The 15,701-nt window shown below is 46.1% G+C and carries 8 protein-coding genes; 1 reads left to right on the top strand and 7 read right to left on the bottom strand.

Going from position 1 to position 15,701, the window contains the following annotated elements; all coding sequences use genetic code 11:
* Nucleotides 1-77: 77 nt before the first annotated feature.
* The 5 genes from mfd to M2134_RS07460 form a co-directional block, all read right to left on the bottom strand.
* Nucleotides 78-3,440, bottom strand: coding sequence for a transcription-repair coupling factor (gene mfd, locus M2134_RS07480; protein WP_280750102.1), 3,363 nt, complete (start codon nucleotides 3,438-3,440; stop codon nucleotides 78-80).
* Between the two features lie 935 nt (nucleotides 3,441-4,375).
* The gene (locus M2134_RS07475; RefSeq protein ID WP_280752098.1) at nucleotides 4,376-6,397 is read right to left on the bottom strand and encodes a RagB/SusD family nutrient uptake outer membrane protein; all 2,022 of its coding nucleotides are present in this window, start codon (nucleotides 6,395-6,397) and stop codon (nucleotides 4,376-4,378) included.
* Nucleotides 6,398-6,419: 22 nt separating this feature from the next.
* Nucleotides 6,420-9,599 (bottom strand): TonB-dependent receptor, encoded by a 3,180-nt coding sequence (locus M2134_RS07470; RefSeq protein WP_280752097.1) that lies wholly within the window; start codon nucleotides 9,597-9,599, stop codon nucleotides 6,420-6,422.
* Between the two features lie 197 nt (nucleotides 9,600-9,796).
* Complete coding sequence (locus M2134_RS07465) at nucleotides 9,797-10,312, bottom strand: sigma-70 family RNA polymerase sigma factor (protein WP_280752096.1); 516 nt, start codon at nucleotides 10,310-10,312, stop codon at nucleotides 9,797-9,799.
* A gap of 288 nt (nucleotides 10,313-10,600) precedes the next feature.
* Entirely contained in the window at nucleotides 10,601-13,402 is a 2,802-nt protein-coding gene (locus M2134_RS07460; RefSeq protein ID WP_280752095.1) for a two-component regulator propeller domain-containing protein, read from the bottom strand.
* A gap of 119 nt (nucleotides 13,403-13,521) precedes the next feature.
* Between M2134_RS07460 and rluF the strand changes: the two genes are divergently transcribed.
* Nucleotides 13,522-14,421 carry a 23S rRNA pseudouridine(2604) synthase RluF gene (gene rluF / locus M2134_RS07455; RefSeq protein ID WP_280752094.1) on the top strand — a complete coding sequence of 300 codons (900 nt, stop codon included), beginning with the start codon at nucleotides 13,522-13,524 and terminating at the stop codon, nucleotides 14,419-14,421.
* A 3-nt stretch (nucleotides 14,422-14,424) separates the two neighbouring features.
* On the opposite strand, the gene cobC is transcribed toward rluF, so the two are convergent.
* Nucleotides 14,425-14,946 (bottom strand): alpha-ribazole phosphatase, encoded by a 522-nt coding sequence (cobC, locus tag M2134_RS07450; protein ID WP_280752093.1) that lies wholly within the window; start codon nucleotides 14,944-14,946, stop codon nucleotides 14,425-14,427.
* 2 nt (nucleotides 14,947-14,948) lie between these two features.
* A complete protein-coding gene (cobS, locus tag M2134_RS07445) occupies nucleotides 14,949-15,701 on the bottom strand; it encodes an adenosylcobinamide-GDP ribazoletransferase (protein WP_280752092.1) in 753 nt (250 codons plus the stop codon).

Raw genomic sequence — 15,701 nt, 5'->3', positions numbered from 1 at the left:
AATAGCACTTATACTTAGTTGATTGAATAATTACTCTTTCTCTTTTGTCATAGAATAAGAGGTGTTTATCTCCTCTCTTAGCGGATGGTGACAGGCATCTGTTCCATCTCTTCCAGTATCACGCACGCCTTCTCCACGGTGTCTACCTGCTTGATCGTAATGCTTCGCTTTCCGTTCACCTCCCGCAGGTTGCACATCCGGGGATATTTCTGGATATAAGCGATCAGTTTATCGAAAGCATCACTTTGGTAATACGGGCTATCCATATTAGAAACCAAATAGATAGACATCTGCTCTTTCTTCAATACGATCTTCTCCATGCCCAAGCATTTTGCCATACGACGCAGACGCACCACGCGGATCAGCTCTTTCCCCTCTTTGGGTATCTTCCCGAAGCGGTCTTTCAATCGTTCGACAAACGCCTGGATATCCCGTTCCTGTTCCATATTATCCAGTTCACGATAAAGCGATATACGCTCGGAGTCGTTAGGGATATAATAGGGAGGGAACATCAGTTCCAGATCGCTTTCAATAAATGTCTCCCGCACATAATTTTGTCCGCTGTTGCGCACTTGCCCGGCGGATTCGCTGTAAAGATCGGAAAATTCTTCAGTTTTCAACTCATTTACAGCCTCTTCTAATATTTTTTGATAGGTTTCGTAGCCCAAATCGGCAATAAACCCGCTTTGTTCGGCTCCCAAGAGGTTACCGGCACCTCTAATATCGAGGTCTTGCATCGCAATATGAATACCACTGCCCAGTTCGGCAAAGTTCTCGATCGCCTGCAATCGGCGTCGTGCCTCTTGGGTCAGTGAAGAGAGAGGCGGGGAGAGGAGGTAACAGAAGGCCTTGCGGTTGCTTCGCCCTACGCGTCCCCTCAACTGGTGAAGGTCGGAGAGCCCGAACTGATGCGCGTTGTTGATAATGATCGTATTCGCATTGGGCACGTCGATACCGCTTTCTACAATGCTGGTGGCGATCAACACATCGTATTCATAGTTGACAAAATCGAATAGGATCTTCTCCAATGTCTTGGGATCCATCTGTCCATGCCCCACCGCAATGCGTGCGTCGGGCACCTCGCGCCGAACCAGGGCTTCGATCTCGTGTATGTTCTGTATGCGGTTATTGATGAAAAACACCTGTCCGTTGCGGCTCATCTCAAAATTGATGGCTTCGCGGATAATCTCCGGGTTAAAACGTTCCACTTCGGTCTGCACCGGATAGCGGTTGGGGGGTGGGGTAGATATATTGCTCAGGTCGCGTGCCCCCATGAGGGAGAACTGCAACGTACGCGGGATTGGTGTGGCGGTCATCGTGAGCGTATCTACATTCGTTTTCATCTGCCGCAATTTCTCTTTCACGGAAACGCCGAATTTCTGCTCCTCGTCGATAATCAACAAACCCAGATCCTTGAACTGCACATCTTTGCTTACGATGCGGTGGGTGCCTATCAGTATATTGACCTTTCCCTCTTTGACCTGCTTGAGCGTCTCTTTCACCTCCGCGGTCGAGCGGGCACGGCTGATATAGTCGATGCGGCAAGGGAAGTCCTTCAAGCGCTCTGTGAATGTCTGAAAGTGCTGAAAGGCTAATACTGTCGTAGGCACCAATACGGCCACCTGTTTGTTGTCGGCCACCGCCTTCGCCGCCGCGCGAATCGCTACCTCCGTTTTTCCGAAGCCTACATCACCGCAAATCAATCGGTCCATCGGGCGTTCCGCTTCCATATCCATCTTCACATCGTTGGTCGCACGCGTCTGATCCGGGGTGTCTTCGTAAATAAAGCTGGCCTCCAACTCGTTTTGCATAAAGCTGTCCGGGCTGTAGGAGAATCCTTTCTGCTGTTTGCGTTTGGAATAGAGAATAATCAGGTCGCGGGCAATGTCTTTCATCTTCGACTTGGTCCGTTCCTTCATCTTCTCCCAGGCGCCCGTGCCCAATTTGTTCAGTTTCGGGGCTTCGCCGCTTTCTTTCCCTTTGTATTTCGATAGCTTATGCAGGGAGTGGATACTAATGAATATCGCATCGTTGTTTTGGTAGATCAGTTTGATGACCTCTTGGATATTGCCGTTGATCTCCATACGCACCAAGCCTCCAAACTGCCCTACGCCATGATCGATATGCACGATGTAGTCGCCCGTGGTGAACTGATTCAATTCTTTGAGCGAAAGCGTAATTTTACCGCTTCGCGCCTTATCGCTTTTCAGGCTGAACTTGTGGAAACGGTCAAACAATTGATGGTCGGTAAACAGACAGACGCGCAGGGTGTCATCCGTAAACCCTTCGTGAACCGTACGGTTGACAAACGTGAACGGGATATTATCTCCCCGGTCTTCAAAAATAGCCTGTATGCGTTTCGCCTGTTTCTCCACGTCACTCAGGATGTAAAGCGTGTAGCCCTGTTCGAGATAGCTCTGGAAGGATTTGCTAACCAGGTCGAAGTTTTTGTGATAGATCGGTTGCTGCTGGGTCGCGAAGGTGATGGTTGCCTCGGCTACTCCCATCGGGCGGGTACCAAAATGCAACCGCTTGAATTCGACGACAGCGCGTAGAAATTCATCGTCCGGAATCAGTTTGCGCCGCATACTCTCCTGGCTTGCGAAGGAGTCTTCGTCAGCCTGCATCGGCTCTTCCATCCAGATGCCTTTCACCTTTTCTTTACACCAGGCGAGATCTTTGACCGCCAAGAGCGCGTTTGCCGGAAGCGATTGCAATAGCGAGGCTTTCGCGTGGCTGCTGGTGCTTATTTTGGGGACGATAGAGATACTGTCTAATTTCTCTTTCGAGAGCTGGGTTTCGACATCGAAGGTACGGATCGTCTCTACCTCATCGCCAAAAAAGTCGATGCGGTAAGGATATTCGTGCGAATAGGAGAATACGTCGAGAATACTACCGCGCAAGGCATATTGCCCCGGTTCATACACATAGTCGACCTGCTCAAAGCCATAACTATCCAATACATCGGACACAAAAATATTATCCAGCTTTTCCGCTACATGTATCTTCAGCGTATTCTCTTTCAACACCTCTTGGGCAATCACTCTCTCCGCTAACGCGTCGGGGTAGGTGACAATCACAAACGATTTGGGCGGGCTTTGCAGCATACTGAGCACCTCGGTACGCAATATCTCGTTGGCAGCGTCGATATGCCCGTATTTGATGGACCGCCGGTAGGCAGAAGGGAAGAAATAGATCTCCTCGCCCGATGCCAGCTGCATCAGGTCGTGGTAGAAATAACCCGCCTCTTCCATATCGTTCAGGATACAGACAAAAGAATGAGAACCTTGGCTAAAAAGAGAGGCAAATGCCATTGTGGCAGCCGAACCATGAAGCCCTTTTAAGAAAATGTTGCGCGTATCGTTCTGCTGCAACAAAGTATGAAGGGCGGATAGTTGTGGGTGAGTAGTATATAACTTGAGCAATTCCTGTATTTCCATTGGCGCAAAAATACATAAATCCTTCAAATCAAGTTGTTAAAAATAGCGTCGTTTTTTCTCTTATCCCCAAAACAGGATGATTTAGTCGAAAAAATACATACTGTCAGCAAAAAGTCGGTTTTGCTTTACAATATGATACGTTAAAAAGTGTTACTCGCCTGACTAATTTTAAATACCCCTACGTTTTTGGAAAAATACTCCCGCCGAAATGTCAAAATGCTACTTGCAAATTCTCCAAAAAGAATAGCTACTTACGGATTGTAAGGTTTTAAGAAATGGAAAGGTGAATTGTAAATTGCTTAGCGTAGTGTAAAGCAAAGGAGATGAGATGTAAAGGGGAAGGATTCAAATTTTGGAAGATGTGAAGGAGATAGGAGATAGGAGATAGGAGCGTCTTCAGATATTGCAAGATGTGAAGGTGGAGAGCGCGCTGCAAGCGCGAGATTATGCATAACCGTATGCAAGCGCAGCGCAGCTTACGGTATAGCGACTCCCTGTCAATCAAGCGCCGCAGGTGCGAGATCTGTCACAATCCCGCCCCATGCGGGGCTTTTTATATAGAGGATTCACTACCGTAAGCTGCGCTACGCTTGCATACGGTTATGTATAATCTCACGCCTGCGGCGTGCTTCCCCGCAACCTTCCCCTCCCCTCCCATTTGAAGACCAGCAGCCTGAGGCAACTGGCTACAGAGCGGAGCAATCTACGATTGCTTGCCTTTATCGTCTTCTCCGATTGAATATTTAACACTGTGTAATCTGTGCAATCTGTGCCAAAAGCCACCTTCCCCTTTTCTCCCATTTGAATATAAACCCTTGTGTAATCTGTGTGATCTGAACCTACTACTCAAAGCAAATAGGAATAAGCCTGTCATACCAAAAAAAGAGTTGCCCGTAAGAGCAACCCTTTTAGTATGAAGTATAGTTTTTACACAATTACCAACCGGGGTTTTGTGCCAAATTCTCATTCAAGCGAATTTGTCCCAGTGGTATCGGACGAAGATAATCACGTTGTGAATACAAGGTATTGGCAGGCAGTGTTGCGATAGGACGACCGTAGTCAGGGTCGTTCGGGCCTGTGCCTTCATAAATGCCGTATTGCGTCGGACGAACACTTGGATCGTAAGCAGTTTGTCCGAAATAGGTTGCATCATTTGCTTTAGCCGTCATATAAGCTGTGCCGTAAATTTTACGTCCCAGTTTCTGACCTTTCAAATTGATGTGAGCAATACCCCAACGTTTCAGGTCATTTTCACGGAATCCTTCCGCAAAGAGTTCGCATGCGCGTTCGCGACGGATTTCGTCCATCATATTCATCTTTTTACAGATCGTTTTGTTTTGTTCGTGATCCCAATAGCCAGCATCCCAAACATTCGCGATCAAAGCGTTTGTCAATGGAGCCACACCGGCGCGGGCACGGTTCTTATTAATGGAGAAATCAAGGTCTGCGTCGGAGATGGCTCCATTACCCAGTTCACAAGTAGCTTCAGCATAAATCAAATGAACTTCTGCCAAACGGATAAGTGGATAGTCGGCCGATTCCTGTTCACTGTTACGCTTTGCTCCCTCAACGCCAAACTTACGGCTGCCATAACCGTTATGTGTGCTATTGAGTCCGATCAGCGGAGTGAATACTGCCAGTTTGCTGCTATAAGCCGGGTCATTCGCGTTATAGACATCTGACGGAGCCGGATATACCGGATCCGGATAAGCTTTGCCTAACTCTGTCAGCTGACGACCATCTTCGGCGCGACTTGTCCATACCGGACGGTCGGGCAGGAATGTACAGCTGGTAAAACGATAATCCCGATTTTGATATTCATCCATGAAGTCCTTATATCCACCAAATTGCGGATTGTCCTGTGCGTCTGCCATATTGCCGGTGTAGCTTACCCGGATAGGCAATCCGTTTCGACAAAGGAAAGATTCTCCAAATACAGTACTGATATTTGATGCTTGCCAGGTGTATACCGTATGCGACATATTAATACCTCCTTTAAGCAGGTCGAAGTCATACTTTTTAGTGAAAATAAACTCTTTGTTTGTCGCTTTTCCTTTTCCCCAAGGATTGGCAATATTTCCTCCTTTATCATCGAGGTTGAACAAGTAGAAATAGCTCAACGAATCACATTCCTGCCAGAGTTGGTATGTGCCTGTTTCTGCTTCATCGATTACCTCTTTCGACATTTTTTTTGCTTCTGTCAACATATCGGTGATAGAAGGATAACCGGCCGGTTTAGTTGTACCCGCACCAGTAGAAGAGCCATTACCATCCAGGTCGTAACCAATGGTTGGAACATATTTCTCCCAGGTGGCTTCGTAAAGCAATACTCTTGCCAGGAATGATTTAGCCGCTTCTTGGCTCACTTTGCCTCTATCTGAAGCTACAATGTTCTTTTCCTGTGGCAGTTTTTTAATTGCTTCCCGTAAGTCTTTAATGATAAAGTCAATCACTTCATAACGGCTATTACGCGGGCCATACAACACCGGGGTAGCTACGTCTATGATCTCTTCAACAATGGGTACTCCTCCAAAATACTGCAACAGATAGAAATGCTGCCAAGCGCGGAAAAATAATGCTGTTCCTACTGAGGAGGCAATATCTTCCTGTGCTCCTTCATAGGCGGCTGCTTTTGTCAAGACAATATTACATTTGCGGATATATTCGTAGGGCTTATTCCAGCGGAAATCACCTTCACCCACAGAGCCGCCACCATTACTGCCAAAACCGGAGATGTCCGTGCCTTGGTCCATCTTGTAATAGGTTGCTTTTCCGTCATAGTCTTTCCAACCTTCTATATCATAAAGCGAATTGGCCGCCTGTATAAAGTGTTCAGGTGTTTTATAGAAGATAGCTTCTGTACCCTGTGACAATGGTTCTTTATCCAGAAAGTCGCTACATGCGCATAACGATACCGCTGCGGTAGCTAATATGAATAATTTATTAATGTATTTCATACAATATGATTTTTTGTAGTTATTAGAATGTTACGTCTATACCGAAAGAAATCAGACGGCTGAAAGGGAAGGTGTCGTTTGAACCTGTACCGGCTTCCGGGTCGAATCCGTCTTTTACTTTTGTCCACTCCCATAAGTCATCTCCGGAGAAATAAACCCTTACTCTATCGAGTGCTGCTTTACGCGTGATATTCTGAGGAATTGTATATCCTACGATCAGTGATTTCAAGCGGATATAACGGGATTTCTGTACCATGACATCTTTGGCCCAATAGTTCCAGTTGTTGAATGAGTTGTCGCGTGAAGCCACTGTGTACATTGTGTTCATATTTTCCGGAGTCCACTGTTTTCCGTAAGAGACATTACTGATTCCGGTATAATTGGCCTGCCAGGGATAAGCCAGGCGGTCGGTACGGAGGATGTTCTGCTTGCCTACCCCTTGGAAGAAGGCAGAAAAGTCGATACCTTTCCATTCCAGTCCCATTTTGAGACCAAAAGTAAGACGCGGTGCGGCATCTCCAGCATATACCAAGTCTTCTGTGGTAATAGAGCCATCGTTGTTGGCATCAACTACTTTACGAGCACCCGGGCGCAAACGGTTTGTGCCGGTTTCTCTTGGTGCTGGTATAATATTGCCTGCCTTAGGTCCTGTACGGTTTTCGTTCCAATAATACTGATCATAATAGGCATCGGCTTCAGACTGTGTTTGGAAGATACCATCTGTTTTATAGACATAAATGGCTTGACGTGGCATTCCTTCCAAGCGGTTGGAGTTGAGTCCCGCATTAGGAACATTTTCATTGTTTTCGATTCTCACTACTTCGGAAGAGGCGTCTGCCAGGAATCCACCGATGTTATACTGGACGTTACCAATTTTGTCTCTCCAATTCAATTCGATTTCCCAACCTTTCGTACGGAATTTACCATTGTTTGTTTTCGGCGCGGAAGCTCCCATGATAGCCGGGTAAACCACCGGGATAAACATGCCGTTATTGCTCTTCTGGAAGTAGTCGAACGAACCGGTCAAACGCTGATTAAGGAATCCGAAATCAATACCGGCATCATGCGAATTAATGGTTTCCCAGGTACGCTGATCGGATGTCATACCGCCCAAGCGGATGAGTGTCTGGTTGGTAGGACTTTCTCCAAATAAAACACTTCCCGATGACAACGTGGCATAACGTTCGTAATTGCCGATACCTTCTACACTACCGGTTTTACCATAGTTATAACGCACTTTCAAGTGGCTTAACCAGTCGGAAGTACCTTCCATAAAGGCTTCGTTAGTAACAATCCAACCTCCTGATACGGAGTAGAAATTTTTCCAACGTTGATTGATTGATAGTTTGGAAGAACCGTCACGACGTCCTAATACTTCAAGCAGATAACGACCATCGTATTCATAGTTCAAACGTCCGATATATGAAAGCAGAGCCCAAGAGCTTTGTCCTCCACCGGCACCATTATTTGTATGGCTCAGCATGGTTTCCAGGTCAACCAGATCGGATCCTGCGTACATCGGGCCATTATTACGTGAAGCAGAGATTTTTTTGTAGTCTTCATTCTCAGCTGTCATACCCAGCATAGCTTTTACCGTATGTTTCTTTACAAAAGTACGGTTGTAGTTAATGAAGCCCCCTAAGTTATAGTTTGTCCATTTTTCTATCTCTTCTTTCAAGTGCCCTGGGCCGTTTCTGTTTCCTGTTGGGGTACCTGCCCAGTCATAGTATTGTACCTTTTTTCTATATTCCTGGTACTCTTTTCTTGCTTCTTTATAGCTTCCCTGGAAAGATAAAGAAAGCCCTTCCAGATAATCGTTCAGGTCGAGAGTCGCTTTTACATTGGCGCGGAGCGTTGAATAGTTATTCTTTTTATGTCCCCCGTCTTTGCCGGCAACACCCACAGGGTTACGGTTTCCGCTAAAAGTATCATACACTTGTCCGTTTTCGTTGTATATCGGCCAGAACCAAGGGTCTTCCCAAGCGCGTCCAGCATAATCGTAAGGCGTCGTAATGTCACGTCTTTCATACGACATGCCAGTCTCAACTTTCAATAGTTTTGTGGCCTGATAATCCATATTTAGGCGGGCACCGTATTTCTTTTCCCCGTCATCCATTAATTTGAATTGCGAATTATTGTCTGCGTAATTCAAAGAGGCGCGGTAAGCAAACTTATCATCTGCTCCGGAAATACTAACCGTATGTTTGTGGGATGTGCCTTGTCCGTACATCTCATCCACTAATGAGGTGGGCTGCCAGCGATCGATGTTTTGACCTCTTCGAAGCGTCAATATCTTTCCGCTACGCAGGGCATTAAACAAAGACTCACCCGAATAGGATTCTCCTGTTTCAACGTCTTGTCCACCGAAGCTATTGAATATCCACCAGTTGATGCGGCTATGAATCTCTTCCGGATTATTGGCATACTGCGGATTATTGGCAATCGCATCCTGATATTGAGCATCATAAAACATATCCAGCCACTGTTTATGATTAGCCAAAGGAGGCTTTATCCCGTCAATTGTACGGCTGAATGAACCGTTATAGGTGATTTGTGCTTTCCCTTTTTTTCCTCGTTTGGTCGTTACCAACACAACACCAGATGCCGAGCGGGAACCGTAAATAGCAGCAGAAGCATCTTTCAATACGGTAATGGTCTCAATGTCATTTCCATCCATTGCGTTCAACTCATTCAGAGAAGAGGTCATCCCGTCAATCAATACTAACGGAGATGAATTACCATTGATAGAGATGTCTCCACGAATCTTCATGGCAGCGTTTTCACTACCCGGACGAGTACTACTACGTGTTACTGTCAAACCAGCCACTTCACCTTGCAAAGCAACAGAGGGATTGGCAATACCTTTGCTCTTAAAGACATCATCTCCCTTTACCTGCGTAATCGCACTGGTCAAAGAACCCTTATTCTGCGTAGCATACCCTACCACAATCACCTCATCCAACACTTCCGAGTCTTCAGCTAAGGTGATGGTGTAAATGTTTTTGCCTAAGGCAAGTTCTTGTGTTTTGTATCCGATATAGGATATTACTAACGTTCCCGTTTGGGGGGCTTCGAAGGAGAAGTTACCATCGACATCGGATATCGAGCCTATGGTTGTTCCTTTCACCTGTACGTTGGCGCCAATGACGGCTTCGCCTGTGGCGTCGACTATTGTACCGCTAATTCTTTTGTTCTGTGCCATGGCTGATACTGTTATCAGCATCGAAACACATACGATAAAAAATTTAAAAAAGATTTTGTGATCTTTCATTCTTTTGGGTTTTAATAATTTCACGACTTAAGAGATTAATACATTCACTTTGCATGTTACATGCCTGTTTACTTTTACGTTTTCATAAGCTTTATCAGATTTAATGAATTAGTACTGTTACATATATTTTACACACTTTTCTTGACATAGGAGCGGATCTCTTTTCGCCCGATGAACAGATGGTTCTCTACCGTTCTGCGGCTTAGGTTCAGGCGATCGGATATCTCAGGAACGCTACATTCTTCGTAACGATTCAGGTAATAAACCAGGCGGCGCTGTTTGGGGAAGGTCTTCATCTTCCGGTATTCCAAGCGAAGAATATCATTCGCCAGAATGCTCTCTTCCGTTTCGTTGGAGTAGGTCTGCATGGTTTCATGCAGGTAATAATCGATCTCCTGGCGTTTATAATAGCGACGGATATAGTCAATCACTATGTTACGCGCGATCGTATATAAAAAGAAACGTGCCGTCTCCGGGCGGAGCATTTGCCGACAATCCATTAGACGCATAAATACATCCTGCGTCAGATCTTCCGCTTCATATTTATGCGTGATGCGGTATCGTATATAATGAAGAATATCGGCATGATATTTTTCGTAAATAGTTGCCAGAAGAGTGTCCGAATGGTTGATCGTATTTCCCATAATGTGGATTGTTTTCAGGTATAACTTCAAACTGTCTACGCCTCTTTTTGGACAGTTTTCGAAAGCAAATATATGGGGCGAAAGAGTCAAGACCATGAAAAAAGAGGCGGAATAAATCCCACCTCATTCTATTGGACTAATAAAAATAAAACAGACTGATATGCAATGGAATAGGATGTGTAACGCAGCGAGTGTCAAATAATTATTTGACACAAAAATGGCAAACAAAGGGTGTTATTTGTCTCACGACGGATAGGTAAAGAGCTCATCCGCCGTTTTGCTGATGAGTCACTCTTCGTTTTGAAGTCCGAGACTTTGGATGTATTCGTTGGGCGTAATTCCTACCACTTTTTTGAAAGAGCGGAAGAAGGAGGAGCGGGAACTGAATCCGCACAAACCGGCTAAGGCGGTTAGCGTATATTTCTTGTATTTCGGATCGACCACCAAACGTTTGAATTCTTCAATCCGGTATTGGTTGATATAGTCGTAATAGGAAAGGTTCATATGTTGATTAAACAGATAGGACAACGAATAGGAAGAGGCCTCGATAGCCGTTGCCAGATCGCCTATCTTCAATTCGGAATTGATATAGGGCTTCTGCTCTTCCATATAGTTTTGCAGTTTTTTGTAGAGCTCTTTACACTCTTTTTCGCTCAAGCGGTTTGTCTTATATTTCTCATCTGCTTTCGGATCCAATGTATCCTCTTCCGGTTCTTTGTTCTTCCGCGAGAGTATTTGCTCATAAATAAACCGGCGAGAGCGGTAGAGCTGATAGAGCAGAAAGGCGATTAATAACAGTATAACAAATCCTAATGCCCATTCCCAAGCGGAAGAGAGCCAGGAGCCTATCTTCAGATCAAAAGAGACTTCCGTCTGTTCATCACCGGCGATGCGTATATGGAACACATATTTCCCCGGTTTCAGATCGTAATAGCTGACGCCATTTTCCCCGGTAAGCACCTTCCATTCCTGATCGACGCCATCAAGCTTATAATTATAGAGGATAGAGGCCGGATCGCTATAAGAGAGATTGACAAAACGGAAACCTACGTTATTCTCTTCTTCTTTGAGAGTCAATACATTCTCTGTCTTTGCCCGGTTTAATCGTTCGGAAGAGATCGGATTCCCTTTTATCAGTACATCCGTAAGAACGATCGGGTAGGGGTTGCGCTTAAGACTATCGACCTGCCCGGGGTCTACATATAATAACCCTTTGTTGTTGCTGAACCAGAGCACTCCTTTTTCGTCTTTATAAGCCGGATGGTGCATAAAGATCGGATCGGGTATGCCATCCGTAAAGTTGAATAAATAATATTTGCTGTCTTCAAACCGGGTGCGGATCAACCCGTCGTCGCTGCCCAGCCAAAACCATCCTTCCTTGTCTTGTATGATCGTTGTGTAGGCATTCCCATGCAGCATAGGATGAATCGGTAAGCTGCCGAAGATGGTCATAGAGAGATTAGACGTGAGTAACCTACCCCTGTCGGGCAGGAAATAGAGCTTCTTATCGCTGTCTTCAAAGGCAAAACGGATCTTCTCTTTATGGAAGAAGCCCTCTGGGAAGACCGTCGACCGCATGCTGTTGGAGGAGGGGTCATACATCGACAAGCCATTATCGGTACATATCCATCCTTTTCCCGTTGAGTCGAAGAATACATCGTAGGTATTGCCCTCCGGCATTTGCGAATTGGTATGTGTAAAACAGCGCATCTCATGCTGGGCCGAATCATAGGCATAGACACCATCCGAGGTGCCGATCCACAACACATTTTGCGCGTCTTTTTTCAGACAGAAGATATGCCCGTTACGGAAGATAGCATCGCGCGAGATCTGAAAGGGCTCCAGACGTAAGGTCTTACGGTCGATTAGGGAAAGCCCTCCGCCGTACGTGCCTATATAGTATTTATCATCGTAACAGGTGATCGACAGGATCAGGTTGGAACGCAGTTCGGGTTGACGAAACAGCCGTGTCTGTCCGGTGGTCTCATTGATATAATAGAGTCCGTCTCGTGTGCCGATAATCTTTACCTGATCGTCGATATAAAAAGAACGTACTGCCAGGTTCTTGCTGTCGAAAGCGGGAGGCATGGCATAGACCTGGAAAAGCCCGTTCTGGTACATACTGTAATCGAAGCCGGCCTGGTAGTATCCGATCCAAACAATGCCTTCGCGGTCGACCAATAGGGAATAGACCGAATTGGAACGGATAGAGCTTTTGTCTTGCGCGTTATGAATAAAAGAGCGGGTCACTCTCTTTTCTTTGTGCGACAGGAAATGCACGCCATAGCCATCTGTCCCTACATATAGATTCTCTTTCCCATCACTCGATAGGGCAGAGATAATATTACTCCCCACATCAGGTAAACGGCTGAAGGTCGAGGTCGTGATGTCGAAAGAGAAGATGCCCTGGTTTTGCGTGCCCATATAGAGCGTATGATCAATGCGTGTGATGTGTTGAAATATATTTTCTCCCGACAACCCGAAAGTGGAATAATAAAAAGAGACATCACCCGATTCCAAGCTGTATTTACATAAGCCGTCGGCGGTTGTCAGCCACAAAACTGCCGCTTCGCCTTTTTGAATGCCCGTCACCTTATTGGCGGCCGAGAAGATATTCTCATGCAGCGGAACATGATGTAGTTTGTCTTTCTCATAGATAAATAATCCCTTCTCGGTACCTACATACCACACACCTGCTTCGTCGTAATAAAGCGAATAGACCGGACAATCGATTGTTTCGGCAAACAGCCTTTCAGGCAGGTCGAGGTAAGAGTTCAACTGCCAGAGTCCTGTATTATTGCCTATCCATAATTGTTTTTCTTTTCCTTCCAGAATCACATTGACGCGCTTCTTCTTCAGGTCGGTGCCACCTATCGGATAATGCTTGATACCGACACCGTCGAAGCGGTCGAGGCTATTATCCGTGCCCAGCCAGATAAAGCCTTCGGAGTCTTTGTAGATGGCATTGACCAATAAATCTGAAAGCCCATCCGACATATTGATCCCCCGAAAAGTATAATTCACAGCATAGGCCGCAGGGCTTAACCATGACACACACAACAGGATAGCTGTAATAAGAAGGTTTCTCATGCCGTATTGCACCTTTAATACTTGTTTGTATAGAACTATCAAAAGTAAAGGTTTTTGTTAAAATACACAAATATTATATGTTACCTTTGCAATCGATAAAGAAATTCTTCAAAATCATTATGCAGACACGAATCAATAAATTCATTAGTGACAGCGGATATTGTTCGCGCCGCGAAGCCGACAAATATATAGAACAGGGTGAAGTGACCATCGACGGCAAAAGAGCCGAGGTGGGAAGCGTTGTATTGCCGGGGCAAACAGTAAAGATCTTTGGAGAAGAGATCAGGCGAACCGCTAAATCGGTTATCATTGCCTATAACAAACCGGTCGGGGTTGTCAGCACCACAGACGCCGACGAAAAGAATAATATCACGACCGCTATCGGGCATGAGGAGCGTATCTTCCCTATCGGACGTCTTGATAAGGACTCGCAGGGATTGATCCTGTTGACCAACGAGGGAGATATTGTGAATAAGATTTTGCGTGCCGACAACAATCACGAAAAAGAATACATCGTGACGGTGAATAAATTGATTACGGCCGACTTCGTGCAACGGATGCAAAAAGGGGTGCCTATCTTGGGCGTGGTGACTCGTAAATGTGTGGTGACGCAGAAAGGTCCCAATACCTTCACGATCGTATTGCGTCAGGGTCTCAATCGCCAGATCCGCCGTATGTGTGAATACCTGGGATACACCGTGACCAAACTACAACGGATACGCATCATGCATATTCACCTGGGTAACCTGAAGACAGGACAATACCGCAACCTGACCGCAGCTGAGACGGAAGAACTCTATCGTAAAATCGCCACATCCACAAAAATACAAAGCACCTCTACCAAGAAGAAGAGCTCCGCGCCTTCTCCTGCTTCAAGGAAAAAGGAAATGCCCGATCAGGCAAAAAGAAAACCTATACAGAGCAAAGGACAAACCGCCCGACCGGCAGCCGGACAAAATAAAACGGGCAAACCGGCAGAGAGAAATACCTCTTTCCGCCCCAGGAGTAAGCGACGCTAACGATCAATACGCGAACGCGACAACCTCACCGTAAGCGGGCATCAGTTCGAAGGTTCGGTGGATATCCGCTTGTTCAAAATAGACACGGGCGCAACTGATTACACCGCCATGTGCGAAAACAACTACGGATTGATAGTCTTCATTGGCTTTCAACGCATCAAAGAAATTAGCTACCCGCTCATACATCATCATAAACGATTCACCATTGGGCGCCGGAGTATGTACCCAGTCTTTCTCCCAAGCCGACATATCCATATCATCCCATAGCTGCGTCTCCCAATCACCAAAATGGATCTCTTTCAAACGATCGTCTAACACCGGATTGGCATACCCGCAAAAAGCGGCCAACCGACGACAGCGACTTAGAGGACTGGAGTAAACAGCATCGGGAATGATACCGCTCAAATTCTTTTTTACAACGGCAGCCTCCTCTTCAAAGGTCTCTTTCAGAGGTACATCCGTCTGCCCATAACACATGCCCGAAGGGCAACCAACAGCCGTATGGCGTACTAAGTAAACTTTCATATCTACAAATATAGGGAAGAAACCCCTAAATAAAAAGAGATCTCACACAACAGGAAGAGGGCACCGCAGCAATCGCCGGTATAGCCCTCTATCTTCTTTTTCATCAGGAAGATTAAAAAGAAAAACAGTGCGATAGGAGCAAAGGCGGCAAGCCAGAGGTGCATATCAAGGAATAAGAACAGCGGAAATAATCCGAAGAATGCAGAAAGGCATAAGGCGCCGGGGCTGCTTCCTTTGTAGATGATCTTGGCCTTACTCGAGGCGGCCGTCCGGGCGTAAGGCAGGAGACTGGTTACCTGTGAGGCAATGAATTTACATAGCGGATCACCAGCCAACAGAACGAAACAGGCAAGCGGGTAGGGGAGGTTTGTCAATATGGTATAGAATAATAGAAAATAAAAGATCAACCCGATCACCCCATAGGTGCCGATATGCGAATCTTTCATAATGGCTAAGATCCGCTCTTTCGTGTTTCCACCACCAAAACCGTCTAAGAAATCTGCCAGGCCGTCTTCATGCAGACCGCCTGTCAACAAGACGCGGCTCAACAGGGCAAGCATCACCGCAATCGGATAAGGCAGTACCTGCGCCCCAAGCCATAAGGTAGCCGCCATAACCCCTCCGGTAAGCCATCCGACCACTGCCCAGTAGTTGATTACCCGGCTGAAAGAATCTGCCGGCACCTGAAACGCCTTCAGCCGCCAGAGAGGCAACCGGGTAAAGAATACAAAAGAGGCCAGAATACTTTTCAGCAT

Origin of the sequence: Parabacteroides sp. PM6-13, assembly GCF_029892605.1 — a bacterium.
Classification (GTDB): Bacteria; Bacteroidota; Bacteroidia; order Bacteroidales; family Tannerellaceae; genus QVMG01.
Note: the sequence above shows the minus strand (reverse complement) of the source record. Positions and strands in the feature narration are given on the sequence as shown.